General features: G+C 59.7%; 13 protein-coding genes and 7 pseudogenes. 9 read left to right on the forward strand and 11 right to left on the reverse strand.

Going from position 1 to position 13,894, the window contains the following annotated elements; translation table 11 throughout:
* Positions 1-23: 23 nt before the first annotated feature.
* Together NKH71_RS03635 and NKH71_RS03640 are read right to left on the reverse strand one after the other, a co-directional pair.
* A pseudogene (locus tag NKH71_RS03635) lies at positions 24-219 on the reverse strand (ferredoxin family protein); the annotation flags it as partial.
* A 1,185-nt stretch (positions 220-1,404) separates the two neighbouring features.
* Positions 1,405-1,671 carry a hypothetical protein gene (locus NKH71_RS03640; RefSeq protein ID WP_352894466.1) on the reverse strand — a complete coding sequence of 89 codons (267 nt, stop codon included), beginning with the start codon at positions 1,669-1,671 and terminating at the stop codon, positions 1,405-1,407.
* Between NKH71_RS03640 and NKH71_RS03645 the strand changes: the two genes are divergently transcribed.
* The 4 genes and pseudogenes from NKH71_RS03645 to NKH71_RS03660 all read left to right on the forward strand — a co-directional run.
* Positions 1,649-2,740, forward strand: a complete 1,092-nt coding sequence (locus tag NKH71_RS03645; protein ID WP_352458930.1) for an ISAs1 family transposase — start codon at positions 1,649-1,651, stop codon at positions 2,738-2,740. The genes NKH71_RS03640 and NKH71_RS03645 overlap by 23 nt on opposite strands.
* A 61-nt stretch (positions 2,741-2,801) precedes the next feature.
* Positions 2,802-3,251, forward strand: a complete 450-nt coding sequence (locus NKH71_RS03650; RefSeq protein ID WP_352894468.1) for a hypothetical protein — start codon at positions 2,802-2,804, stop codon at positions 3,249-3,251.
* A 130-nt stretch (positions 3,252-3,381) separates the two neighbouring features.
* Positions 3,382-3,570 (forward strand): hypothetical protein, encoded by a 189-nt coding sequence (locus NKH71_RS03655; protein ID WP_352894469.1) that lies wholly within the window; start codon positions 3,382-3,384, stop codon positions 3,568-3,570.
* Positions 3,571-3,953: 383 nt separating this feature from the next.
* Positions 3,954-4,490: pseudogene (locus tag NKH71_RS03660) on the forward strand (transposase); the annotation flags it as partial.
* Positions 4,491-4,681: 191 nt separating this feature from the next.
* Here NKH71_RS03660 and NKH71_RS03665 read toward each other — a convergent pair.
* Positions 4,682-4,867, reverse strand: coding sequence for a hypothetical protein (locus NKH71_RS03665; protein ID WP_352894676.1), 186 nt, complete (start codon positions 4,865-4,867; stop codon positions 4,682-4,684).
* Here NKH71_RS03665 and NKH71_RS03670 point away from each other — a divergent pair.
* Positions 4,799-5,017 (forward strand): hypothetical protein, encoded by a 219-nt coding sequence (locus NKH71_RS03670; protein ID WP_352894470.1) that lies wholly within the window; start codon positions 4,799-4,801, stop codon positions 5,015-5,017. The two genes, NKH71_RS03665 and NKH71_RS03670, sit on opposite strands and share 69 nt — an antisense overlap.
* Before the next feature lie 312 nt (positions 5,018-5,329).
* On the opposite strand, the gene NKH71_RS03675 is transcribed toward NKH71_RS03670, so the two are convergent.
* On the reverse strand, positions 5,330-6,148 hold the full coding sequence (locus NKH71_RS03675; RefSeq protein ID WP_352894472.1) for a serine protease: 819 nt from the start codon (positions 6,146-6,148) through the stop codon (positions 5,330-5,332).
* Between the two features lie 911 nt (positions 6,149-7,059).
* On the opposite strand from NKH71_RS03675, the pseudogene NKH71_RS03680 reads away from it, so the two are divergent.
* Positions 7,060-7,209 (forward strand): annotated as a pseudogene (locus tag NKH71_RS03680) (bifunctional folylpolyglutamate synthase/dihydrofolate synthase); the annotation flags it as partial.
* A gap of 54 nt (positions 7,210-7,263) precedes the next feature.
* On the opposite strand, the pseudogene NKH71_RS03685 reads toward NKH71_RS03680, so the two are convergent.
* From NKH71_RS03685 to NKH71_RS03695, 3 genes and pseudogenes are all read right to left on the reverse strand, one after another.
* Positions 7,264-7,480: pseudogene (locus NKH71_RS03685) on the reverse strand (thioredoxin domain-containing protein); the annotation flags it as partial.
* A 343-nt stretch (positions 7,481-7,823) separates the two neighbouring features.
* Complete coding sequence (locus NKH71_RS03690) at positions 7,824-8,489, reverse strand: DDE-type integrase/transposase/recombinase (RefSeq protein ID WP_352894474.1); 666 nt, start codon at positions 8,487-8,489, stop codon at positions 7,824-7,826.
* A gap of 322 nt (positions 8,490-8,811) precedes the next feature.
* Positions 8,812-9,045, reverse strand: coding sequence for a KTSC domain-containing protein (locus NKH71_RS03695; protein WP_352684156.1), 234 nt, complete (start codon positions 9,043-9,045; stop codon positions 8,812-8,814).
* Between the two features lie 165 nt (positions 9,046-9,210).
* On the opposite strand from NKH71_RS03695, the gene NKH71_RS03700 reads away from it, so the two are divergent.
* On the forward strand, positions 9,211-9,540 hold the full coding sequence (locus NKH71_RS03700) for a hypothetical protein (protein WP_352684152.1): 330 nt from the start codon (positions 9,211-9,213) through the stop codon (positions 9,538-9,540).
* 225 nt (positions 9,541-9,765) lie between these two features.
* On the opposite strand, the pseudogene NKH71_RS03705 reads toward NKH71_RS03700, so the two are convergent.
* The 3 genes and pseudogenes from NKH71_RS03705 to NKH71_RS03715 form a co-directional block, all read right to left on the reverse strand.
* Positions 9,766-10,215, reverse strand: a pseudogene (locus NKH71_RS03705) (glutamine--fructose-6-phosphate transaminase (isomerizing)); the annotation flags it as partial.
* Positions 10,216-10,479: 264 nt separating this feature from the next.
* Entirely contained in the window at positions 10,480-10,908 is a 429-nt protein-coding gene (locus tag NKH71_RS03710) for a type II toxin-antitoxin system VapC family toxin (protein ID WP_023723085.1), read from the reverse strand.
* A complete protein-coding gene (locus NKH71_RS03715) occupies positions 10,908-11,153 on the reverse strand; it encodes a type II toxin-antitoxin system VapB family antitoxin (protein WP_023723084.1) in 246 nt (81 codons plus the stop codon). Before NKH71_RS03715 ends, NKH71_RS03710 begins: the two co-directional genes overlap by 1 nt.
* Positions 11,154-11,608: 455 nt before the next feature.
* Between NKH71_RS03715 and NKH71_RS03720 the strand changes: the two are divergent.
* Together NKH71_RS03720 and NKH71_RS03725 are read left to right on the forward strand one after the other, a co-directional pair.
* Positions 11,609-11,996, forward strand: a pseudogene (locus NKH71_RS03720) (hypothetical protein).
* 440 nt (positions 11,997-12,436) lie between these two features.
* Positions 12,437-12,712 carry a DUF309 domain-containing protein gene (locus tag NKH71_RS03725; RefSeq protein WP_352894480.1) on the forward strand — a complete coding sequence of 92 codons (276 nt, stop codon included), beginning with the start codon at positions 12,437-12,439 and terminating at the stop codon, positions 12,710-12,712.
* 454 nt (positions 12,713-13,166) lie between these two features.
* On the opposite strand, the pseudogene NKH71_RS03730 reads toward NKH71_RS03725, so the two are convergent.
* A pseudogene (locus NKH71_RS03730) lies at positions 13,167-13,739 on the reverse strand (IS110 family transposase); the annotation flags it as partial.
* Between the last annotated feature and the right edge of the window lie 155 nt (positions 13,740-13,894).

Consider the following 13,894-nt stretch of genomic DNA (forward strand, 5'->3'; position numbering starts at 1 on the left):
TTCTCCTGGTTTGTCCTATCAAGTCATGCAGCGACCCGGTCGGCCGCAACATGGGTCGGGCAGTTCTTCGGGCAGAAGCGGGCGCCAGGCTCCGCAGGCAATGCAAAGGCCGGCAATGGTCGAGAACCATGATCATGCGATCGAGCTCGCCGTCGAAATCGTATCCTCGCCGTCGCAGACGCTGAGGATTTCACCCGCATGACCGACGCCGTAAAGATGCGCCTCTCCGACGCTTCCGGATTTGCTACCGCTCGCTCAATAGCACCGGGGATAAGACCCCAGTATAGGAAGATGGCGGCGTCCATTTAGAAATGAAAGCATTTTTTCGTCACTTGCATGACCTGACATATCGATCAGGTAGTGATGATCATCCAATTCCTGGAATGTCGGACGTTCGTAGATCTTCAAGATCTCGATCCCGCTTTGCGCCAGATCTCGCATGAAGCTTCCAAATTCCTGTTCCCGGGTGCGAAGGTGGAGGGTCGTCCGATCATAGCCGGTGGCATCTCCCGACCGAGCACCCACCAGCGCGTGACGTTAGCATAGCTGGCTCGCTTCCGAGGGCAATGTTCTGAATGTATAGCTGCTGACCGGGGACACAAGCCCAAGGCAGAGTCAAACACGTCAGTTGTAGAGTTGCCTTCTTCATTTGCCGGCTACATCGCCGACTCCATCTTCAACAAAAAGATGTAACTCCCTCTGGGACGCGGCAAGCGCCTCCTAGACGTGACTTGCGAACCTTCGTTCAATTTCGTATTTGCGCCAATTCTCTAGGGCGACTTTCCAGATGGCTGCGCCAACCTCAGCTATGACGCCGGCAGAGGAGGGTTGGATGCCACGCTGTTGCAGCGTCAGGTCAATGAGGCCTACTTTGATCAACCGCACGCCGTTCGTGAGTTCCGCCGTTTTACAGGTTTGACACCAACGAATTTTGCGAGCTGGCGAGACGGTCCGCTCACTTCTACGAGTTGAGATCGCCGGCTTTGGCTCGCAGAAGTCAGTAGTGGGTTGAGCCGGCCGGGCAACGCGGCGGAAGCTCCGTTCCTCCGGAACCACTGCAAAGCCGGCCGCAACCATCAACCCCGAAAACGCTGTCCGATGTGGGGGTTCGAATCGCTGGAGCGCTATCGGCAATACAGCGCATCGATCGAAATCACCTGTTAGCCTGTCCTCTGAGCGCGACCGCAACTCCCTTCAGGCAAGATGCGCGAGCAGACGGATATCTATCTGACCGAAAGCAAAAAGAAGCCAGGCGTGCCCCACTGAAAGCACAAGCAAGCGCAAAGGTTCCTGAACTGATGCTCGGCTGGCGGCAACTTGCTCGCCAGCCGAGTTGATTTAGCCGGCGGTCGGGGAGACCAGCCAGCCACACGCTGGTGATTCCAACCTGAGCCGATGTGCCAATCAGCAACCTTCACCGGTCTTTTTCACCTGGCCCGGCGCGGCGGTGTTGGCTGCCGTGTCCTGCTGACCAGGCGCCGCCTGCTGAGCGCTGCCAGTCTGCTGGCCGGGCGCGCAGTCCCTGGCCGAGTTCGGATTTGTGGTGCCGCTGGTGGTGGTCGTGTCGGTGCCCTGATCGCCCAGGGGAATCGCATATGGCGATTTTGGGGTTGAGTTTAGGCTGAGAAAGGATTCTTTGGAGAGGCAGTTGAGCGAAGGAGCGACTGCCATTTCCTGCCTTGAGAGCTACTTTGGCGCGGTGCCTGATCCACGCGCGCCCAACGCCACGCACCGGCTTGGCGACCTGATCGTGATGATGATCGCAGCAAGCCTGTGCGGCGCCAGCAATGCGACGGAATTTGCCCTGTTCGCGCAGGAGCGCAAGCAGGCGCTGTCGCGGCTGATCGACTATGACGCAGCTCCCAGCCACGACACCTTCTCGCGGCTGCTGCGTCTGCTCGACCCGGAGGCCTTTGGTCGCGCCTTTGCTGCCTTTGCCGCAGCTTTCGCCCGAGCCAGCCGAGAGACGCCCGAGGTGGTGTCGCTTGACGGCAAGGCTTTGCGGCGAGCCTACGAGAAGGGCTTGGCAGCCAGTCCGCCGTTGACGGTGTCGGCCTTCGCCGCCGAGACCCGGCTGTGCCTGGCGGCAGTCTCGCCGAGCGATGGTGAGAACGAAGTCGAGGCCGCGCTCAAGGTCGTCGAACTCATTGATCTTACGGGCAGATTGGTCACCGCCGATGCGCTCCACTGCCACACCCGCATGGCTGCGGCCATTACCCAAAGAGGTGGCGATTACCTGCTTGCGCTGAAGGGCAACCGTCGTCATTGGCTGCGCCGTGCCAACCTGCAACTGGCCGACGCCACCCCTTCCATTGCCGAGCGGACCGAGACCAGCCACGGCCGCAACGAGTGGCGGCAGGCCGAGATCGTGGCGGCGGCCGAGCCGCTGATGCCCGGCCACCTGGCCTTCATCCGCATCACCAGCCGACGCGATCAGGCCAAGCCGTTGATGCGCCTGTTCATGGCCTCCACGCTCATGTCGCCGCAGCGGGCGCTCGACCTCACTAGAGCTCATTGGCAGATCGAGAACGGCCTGCATTGGATGCTCGATGTCCATCTCGATGAGGATCTCAGCCGTGCCCGCAAGGACAATGCCCCCGCCAACACAGCCCTTCTCAATCGCCTCGCCAGAAACATCCTTCAGGCCGCCGATGCTGCCAAAGTTCCCATCAGCCATCGCATCAAGAAATGCGCCTGGAACGACGACTATCTCATCAATGCCATCACTCATATGCGATAGCCCTGCCTGATCGCCGGACAGGTTGGTCCCGCTGCTCGTCGTGCCGGTGCCCTGATCCGTTGTGCTGGGCATTGTTGTCGTGGTCGAGCTTCCACTCGTCGAGGTTCCGCTCGAAGTTCCGCTGGTCGTCTGGGCAAAGGAAAGCCCGGCCGACACCGCCAGCACGGCCGGAGCCAAAAGGATGCGTTTCTTCTTCTTTCTCCTGTCTGAATGCGCGGGATGCGCTGGCAAATCCAACAGGCAGACAGAAGGAGTGTTCCCCGATGAAGTTCAATTTTGTAACTCCGGTCGTATTAGGACGGCGTATATTAGAAGCCTCTTGAAGAAGACGCTGCCCGCACCAGAATCCATGGTATGGCTCGCGGACAGGCATTGGCGACCAGTGGCCATCATGGCCACGGTTCTAAGGCGGGTAACAGAGGACCGCGTAAGCGTCTCGATCCCGGGTTACGACTTCCCACATTCCATCATCGACCACACCCAGGTGACCGAGGCCAGCAAATCGCCCTGAAAGGGGCGAGGTCACGCGCATCGACGAGGGCACCGTGACGATCGACCTCGGCCGCTGGTCACGGTCGACCGTGAGAAGGTCCGGTTGGTGGAGAAGTATCGGCCGCCAAAACGACGAAAGGCACTTGTCGATGCCCCGGATTAGAACCGACAACATCGCGACGGGCTATGAGGGCAGGCCGCATGACGGGCCGGTAGAGGACGAGTCGAAGCACTTTGTCTACTGCCCAGTCTGCGGCCAAACGTTCGACGCGCGCGATCTTGGACAGGTGTTCCACCGCGCTGAGCCGCAGCACGAGCCGCTTCCGGTCGAGCAATAGTCCAGCAGCAGTTGAGCTCCGGCGGCAGACCGACCTTGAGACCCTTCAGCGCCAGCGACGTACATTGGATCAGAAAAGGGTGCTGCGTGCACCGCCCCTTCCCCGCGCGCGGACGCTCCACCTGGACCGCAAAAAAGTCCCGCCGCACTGCCAGGAGGACGGGACCGAATCAAGCGCTTGCACCAGGCGGAGGGACACGGGGGGGGGCTTTTTCGAGTGAGCGCGGATCGTAAACGACCCTAAGCGCAACAGCGGCAAAGCGTCTAACAACCGCCGATTGGAGCGACAGGAGGAATTGAGCCACCGACAGGTCAGGTCATCCTAGTACTACAGTTGCGGATCATTTGATGTTCTGATTCACTCGACAGGTTGTGGAGGGAACCATGTCTGTCGCTTCGTGGTCAGGGTCGTTGTTGGCTTGGGAGCAGGAGCTCACGGCGCTGAAGGCGCGGGTTGCGCGGGTGCTTCCTCGTCGTGAGTTGCGGGAGACGGGCGCAGATTTTCTTGACGGCCTTCTTTCCGGCATTGAGCGCAAGACAGGCTGGCTGATGGCCGAGCAGTCCGAGCGGAGCGGCCGTATCGGATGCAGTCGCTGTTGGGGCGCAGCCACTGGGACGCTGACCGGCTCCGAGACGAGGTTCGCGGGTGGTGGAGGCGTTGGCGATGAGGATGGCGTCCTGATCGTCGACGAGACGGGATTTGTGAAGAAGGGCGATCGTTCCGCCGGTGTCGCGCGTCAGTACTCGGGAACGGCGGGGCGGATCGAGAACAGCCAGATCGGCGTGTTCTTGGCTTACGCGAGCCGCTACGGCCAAGCGCTGGTTGATCGTCGCCTTTATCTGCTGGAGAGATGGACAAAGGATCGGGCGCGATGTGCCAGGGCGTCGATCCCGGAGACGGTCGATTTTGCAACCAAGCCAAAGATGGCGCGCGCCATGGTCGAGGCGGCGCTCGATGCCGGCGCCCTGGAGGGGATCGTCTGTTTGAGGAAACCTCGCCCGAGGAACTGGCCAGCGAGTTCGAGCCCCACGACTGGGCCTGTCATGCGGCAGGTGAAGGCGCCAAAGGGCCTCGGCTCTACGACTGGGCACGCATCCGCCGCCCTTGAACGTCAAAAGGCGGCTTCGAGCACTGGCTTCTCGTCCGCCGCAAGCGATCGACATCCGGAGAAAAAGCCTACTACCTGGTCTTCGCCCCGCCCGCTTCCTCCTTGGCCGAATTGGCGGCAGTGGCCGGCCTGCGCTGGGCGATCGAGGAGTGTTTTGAGCGCGCCAAGGATGATCTCGGACTTGATCATTGCGAGGCTCGGTCCTGGCACGGATGGCATCGCCATATGAGCCTGTGCATGGCCGCCCTGGCATTCCTCTCGAAGCTATCGGCTGATCTTCGCCGCAGCGCATCGAGCAAACCGAACGAAACGAGTCCAAAGGAGCCAATCGCCGCCTGATCCGGATGGCTGCGCTCGTCCCGAGCGTCCCCGAGATCCGCTATCTCCTCGCCCGGATCCTCATCTTCCCACCGACACAAAAGCCCTTCATCTTAGCCTGGTCGCTATGGCGACGACGACATCAGGCTGCGGCCATCATCTGTCACTACAAACGGCATCGGCATCTGCAACTGTAGTACTAGCCTGCACAGCATTCATGGGACATGGTGAGGATACCTGTTACACCGAACTCCGGTTGTTGGGAGATTCTGCGCATTCGGATAGACGCGGCAACGTGAACTTTCCATCCTGCACGCATCCCGACTCGCCGCCTCAGTCACCGGTATGTTTCATGATCCACTCGTAATAATGCGACACGCGCGTATACAAACCGTATGTCGTTCCGCATCCTTCCCCCCACGATGTAATTCCAACCAAGATGGCCTTGCCTTGGCTATCGCGTTTGATCAAAGGACCTCCACTGTCCCCTTGGCAAGAATCGGGCCCGCCGTTTTCCTTTCCGGCGCACATCATCCCAGGAAGGATCCCATCATATTTGCGGCTGCACGTTTCGTTGTCGACGTACGGGACCTTGCCCTCTCGGAGCTGGTCTGATGATTCTCGATCTTCTGTCTTTCCCTTGCCCGTCACGATAAGCTCCTTGCCAATAGGAATTTGCGTCGTGGGGGTAGCAAGGCGAATGACCGCTGCGGGTCGCGTACTGTGCACCCGCACGAGCGCCAGATCATGTGCGGGTGGGTATTCCTTCTGCCTCTCTTCATCATGCTTATATTTTTCGTGAACAATAATCTCCACTACATCCAACGAAACGCCATCGACTACTATGGCCTGGACGTGCTTGGCTGTTGCACCCGCTACACAGTGCGCCGCTGTGAGGATCCATCGCGCTCCGATCACCGCTCCACCGCAAATGACGCTATAGCCATCCCCTTCAATATTGAGTTCGACCTGCCAAGGATGCTCTTCGAACGTGGTCAGCTCGCCGCCCACGATTTTCTCACGAAAAGAACTCGTGGGCTCCCGCGTTGAGTCGGGTGGCTCGCTAGATACAGAATATCGAGCATGGGCGTGTTTTCCACCAAAAAGGGCAGCGAGGCCGCAGAGGGCATGACGACGGGTGAAGAGTGGCATCGGTTTACTCGTACTATTTAGCGTTATATGTCCGGCCGTGTGCCGTTGGCGCCACTCATGCCTGCCAAACCCATTAGTCGGCAACCCTCATCTCGCATGTGATTCGGAATGCCGCAGGCAACATGCTTTGTCCTCGATAGGACGCTCTGGTTGCCGTGGGCAGAGGACTTCTTCGGAAAGCGCGACGACGGTACGGGGCCTGTTATAGGCAGGCTCTGCAATACGGTGCTGATGCAGCTCGAGACGCTCAAGGTTACTCGCCGCCAGGCACGATACTAATAGCTCCGCCCCATCTAGCCGCTTGCCACCCTTCGCCGAGCGGCGGCTTTTTGCATTTCAGAGACGCCTAAAATACGATTCAATCATTAGATTCACGCGGCATGAGTAAACGTTCTGTCGCCGCGTCCCGGCTCGAGTTCAGCCCCCCGCAAATACCGACCCTGGTGGATCAGCCGCCTAAGGGCGAAGGCTGGATTCACGAAGTCAAATTCGACGGCTACCGCGCGCAGATCATCGTAGAGAACGGCGAGGCGCGTGTGTTCACCCGCAACGGCGACGACTGGTCATGGTTTTCCACCCGAGGGCCAAAGTCGTGGCCCACGGCTGACGGGCGGATAGGGCGAGGCGGGGAATGTCGATCATTCGCCTTCTCCCGAGCGGCGCCGGCTGACCGTCGGCGTGAAATATGCATCGATCACACTGAAGGCCCCCATCACCGCGAAGCATGCGAACGCCGTGCTGTGGTCTATACAACTGCCGGTGACGATACGGTGAGCGACGATGATGGCCACCATTGCGGCCATTTTGATAAGAAATTTGTAGAGTCTCATGCTTCGCCAAAGGGCAGCGAGCGCGCGGAGGGCATGACGACGGGTGGTTGGGGGCATCGGTTTCCTCGTACTATTTTGCCGTCGGCCGAACCCATGAGTTCGGTCGCCAACGCGCTGATGCTGCTGCGCGACACCTGGGACCCAAGCGAAACGCCGCCGCGCATCCTGATCGGCGGAGCGCTCTATCTCGTCGGCGCGGTGCTCGCCGAAAACGGCACGCCGCCGAGCTGATATTCAGCCACAAAAAGCCCGGTACGAAGGCCGGGCTCTTAATCTATTGGACGGTCAGGCGACGTTGCCGCTGATCCAGTGCGCCAGCGCGGTCTTGGGCAGCGCCGACCTTGGTGTCGGCGACTTCGCCGCCCTTGAAGATCATCAACGTCGGGATCGAGCGGACGCCGAACTGCGACGCGATCTCCGGATTGTCGTCGATATTGACCTTGGTGATCTTCACCTTGCCAGCCATTTCGGTCGAGATTTCCTCCAGCGACGGACCGATCAGCAGCGCCTGGACGCCGATGCGGTCATCGACGGCGCGCTGGGGCAGGGGATGGCCTTTCGTTAACCGCCTGGATGCACCATTTGGGAGGCAGACCTGACATGTAGTTTTCCTTCCGTTGTTCTATTGGCGGCTGCCCGCGACATGAATGCCGTTGGCAGCTCTCGCCGCCTTGCACCAAGAGTGTCAAGACTCGTGCCAACTTGGCTGATTGGGCCGGAGAAGAAAATTTGTGGTTGCTTTTCAGCTGCTTAGCCCGAGGCAAACAAGAGATTGGCTAAGCAAGCCGTGTGTCGCGGACCCGACAAAAACGACACAAGCTGTCGGATTCGGTTACTTACGAGCGCTAGTGACCTCGCCGGAGCCCGACAACTGGCCGGCCCCAATCGGGTGATCCATGTTGGATGTTAGTGCATGCTAGGTGTTTGCGCTTCGGCTGGGGTGGCCGGCGAAGCTGGTCCGGGTTGCGCAGCCGGCCACAGGATCGCATCTGGTGCCGGGGCAATGTCACGTTCGGGCGCGGCGAATGCGTTGGCCATCGCGGATGAATTTCAGACCACAGTTCCAGACACAGCTTCCCATTCCACGATCGCTTGAAGGCGATGCAGGTGAATTTGGAATGCAGATCGTTGGGAACGGGGTGGGACGAAGAGATTTCGGATGGCGGAGAAGATTGAGACGAAGCGTTGCAGATTTCCCGGCGATCTGAACCCTGCATCGTTCGCTCCCGCTTTCGCAGCGGCACATGCGAATTCTCTGCCCGGTTATTCAGGCCCTTATGCGATCGATGTTCGACATTCGGCATGACCTGGCGACGCGCCGCACCATAGGAGCGCAACTTGTCGGTGATTATTCGCTTCGGCGCAATGCCCTGCTTCTTCAGAAGCCGGGTCAGCAATCGCTTGGCAGCCTTGGCTGTTGCGGCGAGCCTGGACGATCTCGTCAAGCACATAACCGTCCTGATCGACGGCGCGCACAGCCAGTGTTTCCTGCCAGCGATGGTGATGACCACCTCGTCCAGATGCCACGCGTCATTCCGGCTGGGCTTCTTGCGATAAAGGCGAAGTGCATAGTCCGGGCCGAACTTCTTTGCCCAACGCCGGATTGTTTCGTAGGAAACAACTATGCCGCGCTCCAGCAGTATTTCCTCGACTAAGGCCCAGGCTCAGCGGAAATCGAAAATAGAGCCAGACGCCCACGGGCGATGATCTGAGGCGGGAAGCGATGGCGCTTGTAGCTGATGGGCAAAGTGTTCATGCATGTGCGTCTACCGCGTCAGTCTCTCACAAGCCGTTACCGTGACATCCCCCGCCATCGCGCACTACAAGTGTCGATCACATCCGCAACTGTAGTACTAGGTCGCTATCGCTCGCAACCAGACGGTAGCGGAAATTGTTGCGGATGTGGTCGTTGAAATAGCGGCCCTTGGCGAACGCGGCCCGGAACGCGGCAAAGGTTTCCGGCGGTACCCCCTCAAACTCGTACCGTTTACCGCTGGCGACGAACCACACCGAGAGCGTCCTTCTATCCAGATCATATTCCATCTTGCGGATCGAAGTAGATGGCATGAGCACCACAGGCCGAGGCCCGCGCCCTTGCGGGGAGCGCGGCTGCACCTTTCGGCATCACGCCGACGTTGCATTTCTGAGAAGGCGCGAGCGTCAATACCAACTTCTGGTGATAGAATTTTCCCGTGAGATAGGCACGCTCCACGGCGAAAGGAGTGCCCCGCCATGACCGCCCTCGCCTACAACCTTGCCAATGACATCAAAGGATCGTGGAGGGTCGTCTTCGTGCCGGACGAACTGCATCTGTATGTGGAATTCAGCCAGCCAGACGCCGACACAAACCCGGTTGATTGGATGAGCGTTGATGATTTCCTTGCATGGCGGCCGAAAGGCGCACTCCACAAGCGAGCGCGCGACAGCTTGGTTTCGCTCATTTGCAGGGCGCTGACAGGGCGAGGAGACAAGCGAAGACCCGCGCCGAGATCGAGTGTGAACGCCGCGGGTGGGCCTATTCGACGTTCCGAAGGCGCCGCGATGATGCCCCCAACGCGATAGCTAAAGCTCTTATCGGTGACGGTGCGCGGGCTTGGCTTTGAAGCGTCAGCGGAGCGACATTTGCACCCTTCGCTGGGTGATCGCATTTTCGATGTCGATGTCGCTGACGTAGTTATCGCCTCCAGGCGAATGGCTGGTGTCCGAGCGCCTTGAGGAGGTGAAGCAGCTCCTGATTGGTCGCCACCACAGCATCGAAGAGATCGCGACCGCGTTCAGCGGATACGCTGCGAAATCCTCGGGCTGCTCGTAAATTTCCTTCTCCATGAAGTGGCGATGGTTGCCCTTGTTGGCCAGATCGGCCGCGGCCCTGGAGGTATGGCGCGGACGCTCGACGGGATGGCCGTCGAAATCGAAGATATGGGCGCCCGAATTGCCGACAACGGCCCAGTCGCCGTCGATGAGATAGGTAATTTCATTGGTGAAGGGAGCAAGCGCGATCGCGTCGGAGCCCAGGAACATCTCGCCGTCGCCGTGACCGATCGCCAGCGGTGGTCCGTTGCGCGCCGCCATGATGGTCGACGGATCATCTTCGAAGAGGACGGCAAGCGCATAGGCGCCTCTGACGCGTTTCAGCATGGCACGCATCGCCTCTTGCCGCCTCATGCCATCCCGGCAGTGTCTTGCCAAGAGATACGCGACGACCTCGGTGTCGGTGTCGGTCTGGAACTCGGCGCCCATTGATTGGCGCGTCATCGACATCCCCTGATTTTCTACTGAGACTCTATGCGCCTTGCCGATGTTGTTGAAGACGCCAACCCGACACATTCTCGACACCCAAAACTGCCCCTCACATATCTTCCACCTGCCTTCAACGACGTTGAGAGGGGCCATGCCGAGACGGAAGCAAGCGAGACGAACGATAGCGAAATCCGCGCGACAAGGCTAAAGTCATCGCGCCACGCCCTGACCTGCCGGGTGAGCGCACTGATCTCAGCGAACTCAAGCCAGATCCGTTTGCGAAAAGTCGTTGCCTTTGTAGAGCAACGGGAAGCGGTGAGCCTTCGCACATGCGTAGGCGAAGCAGTCCCCGAAATTGAGATCGGCCTTGTGCCCCACAGCCTTGCCATATTTCATGCTGGCTTCGATCGCGCGATTGCCGATATCGCCGGATATCATGATTTCCTTGCCAGCGACCTCGGTTATGAAAGCATCGACGGTGTCGCGAGCTCGCGCCAACATGTCGGGCGTGGGCTTGGTGTTCTTCTGGATGGCTTCAGCCGCCGCTCGCGCGAGACCTTGAACTGCCTCGAAGCGGACGAGTGGGGAGACGTACAGCGGGCTGGTCGCGGCCGCGAGCCGTTTTTCCAGTTCTTCCGCGCCAGGCTCCTCGTTGAGGATGGCGACGATCACCGACGCGTCGACGAACATCAGTCGTCGCCCCACATTTCGTCAGTGAATTTCTTCATGTCGAAATCAGGATTGGCCGGCCCGATCCGCCGTGCCATTTCCTTGACCTTAGCCAGTCTCTCGCGCAGTGGGACGCTGCCGCGGTTGCGCTCGATCTCGTGGCGCAAGGCGGTTCTGACGGCCTCGGTCTTGCTACGCGCCTTTGTGATCTGCTGCAGCTCGAGGGCCAAAGCGTCAACGTCGGGATCGCGAATGAAGAGCGGCATTTGTATATCCTCTGAATGATATTTATATATCACCCAACAAATATACTCGCCACCAAATTCGCAATCTGCCGGTTTCGATTGGCAGGAAGAATGTGACTCGCGAAAATCGTCCAGGAATAATTCCGAGACCCGCTCCTCATCTGGTCGCCATGAGATCGCGCTCCAGTTCCGCAATGCGCACGCACCTGCCGAGGGTCGTCCTGACGCAACGCCTTAATCCATCCTCGCCCGCGCATAAGTCTTCCTGCCAGCACCCACCCGAAAAGCCATGCGGATTTATTCACCGAGACCCTAATTTCCGGCAAGCCGAAACGCTTATGGAAAAGAAGGGCGGCGCTTGGGAGGACGCCGGCCAAGAGCGCAGTTGCCATGTGGGCATCGGGAGGGGATTGGTGCGTGGATAGTCAGCCCTGGCCTATTGTCGATTGTGCCAGCCGGCGCGCATTTTCGCAGCCATGGTGGCGCAGCATGTTGAATTGGCGTTGTTTGAGCAGTCACTCGGCAAATATCGAAGGCCTGCATCGGCCGTTCTGTGATCGTGTGGCTGACGCTGCGGAGAAAACCGCAGGATCGGTTCTTTTCGATGTTCGTGTCGACGGCGATATCTGCGTTCAGCGGATGGCCGCGATTGGATATGGCGTGACCGGCACAGCAATAATCGTGATGGACAAGAACGGACAACTTAGATGCGCATCTGTAAGCGGGAACACCGCCGTTTTGGTGGCAGAATTGGCTGCCTGGTATGCGTCTCCGCTGAGTGAGCAAGCGAGGGTTGACCACCGCGGAACGGCCATCATCCTGCTCGCCGAGCTTCGGAGCTCAGGTCACTTCGCCCGGTTCTAGCCGGCTGAGCGCCGCTTCCTACCTTGCGGGCTAAGCAGATGGCGCGGCGGCGATGAGGCACCAGGCGCGCGAATCCCCGCCGGCAGCAGCCTCTCCGCAGTGAGACCCGGCTTCGTTCCCGTCATCAAACTGCTCACGTTGAACGCCGGCGCGACTGGCTCCGGGCGGAGGTCGATCCGAACTACCCTGGCATCGCCTTCGGCCCTGCGACCGGGCTTGCTGGTCGCAGAGCACGTCAGTCTTCGGTGCGCGAGTAGTCGGGCTTCAAGACGGTCAAGCGCTATCGGCCTCTGCCACCGAAGACGTCCGGCGTCGTGCGTGTACGGCGGAGGCTGAAATCTCAGGGATGGAAGGACCCAGCAGCCAATGCAGGGCGGTGTCCCATCAGATTCCATATGACATGAATTGTCATCGACGTGCTTTCATGATTGCTGGGATCTATGTCGCGTCGTCGCTTGCTACCCGAAAAGAATTTCCCGGGCTACGCATACCTGCCTGGCAAACATCCGCATCCGGTTTGCGACCCGCTGGGTCACAGTTACCAAAGCGACCCGGTGACCGTTGTTGCCGTCGAGGAATCACTCAGCTCAAACGGGTTCCGATGGGGTATCGACCTTTTCAATCACGGCTATTACTGGGAAGCCCATGAGGCTTGGGAGCCTCTTTGGCACGCTGCGAAACAAAGCATTCAGCATCGCCTTTCTTCAAGGGATTGATCCTGTTGGCGGCGGCCGGGGTGAAGATGCGCGAGGGAAAGCGGGTCGCTGCCGCGCGCCATGCGGGGAGAGCTGCAGCACTTTTTCGTCGGTTGGCGCCTCTGCCGAGCCGGCCCTTTGAGGCCGCAGTCGGAATGACACCTGCCGCGCTCGCGGTACACGCCGAAACGGCCACAACTTTCCCGGCTGCTTTGCGAGAGCCGATGCCTGGCCAGCCTGAGCCCGTTTTCGATTTCATTCTCGCCCCTAAATCCGAGGGCGTCTGATAGGCAGGTGCAGCACTGCCGGCCTGTCATGGACAGTTCGATAAGGGCAGCTTCGATCCTGGCGCAGTTGACCTACGGCACAGCCCGGCGCTGGCGGAGCACCCATGGCAGGCGCCGCTTCCATCGTTCATCTCGCGGCAAAGCAACATCTTTCTGCCACCGCTTCTTCTTGCGGGTCCGTCTGCCTACAGCTTGCAGCGCGCCTCCAGCAGCGGCGTGACAATTTCGGCCAGTTCACAGCGTCCTTCGACGAGCTCGCGAATCCGATCCTCAAACCTGACGTTCCCGACGACGCCAACCTTGAGCCCAAAATTGCGCATCAGACCGCGCAGGTCGTTCTCGATGGCGAGGGCCTTTTCCTGCAGCAGCTTGCGCGCCGTCAGCAGCGCGCGGCGCTTCTGGCTCGTCAGCGTCTTGACATGCACCGGGCGGAACAGGTTGACGCGCATCATCTGTGCGATGCCGCGCGCATCATTGCGATCCGTCTTGTTCGGCCGCGCCTTGAGGAATGCCTTAGTGTGTCGGGTCTCGATGCAGATTGCCGGCAAACCGGCCCTGGCCAGGCCTTCGAACAGCCATTGCGACAACGGTCCGGCCTCGAGCCCGATCCGCTCGATGCGCAAGGCGGGATCTTTCAGAACCGCGGTGAGGTCGTCGGGGTGGCTGACCACCTTGACCTCGCGGCAGATCTTGCCAGTTTCATCGACAATGCAAACGGCGGTCTCTTTTACCGAGATATCCAATCCGGCATAATGCTTCATGCTGCGTTTCCTTTCCTGATGCTTGTGGCTGTAGCTGCAGACCACGTTCTATCATCAGCTCGGAGCGCAGCACCTCCGTCCATCACCGTCGAAGATGGGGCTCAAGCCGAATATCCCATCTGATTCAGTCTCCTTGGGAAAAGGAGATTGAGTCG

The sequence above is a fragment of the Mesorhizobium sp. M0983 genome (genome assembly GCF_040318975.1).
In the GTDB taxonomy this organism is placed as follows: Bacteria; Pseudomonadota; Alphaproteobacteria; order Rhizobiales; family Rhizobiaceae; genus Mesorhizobium.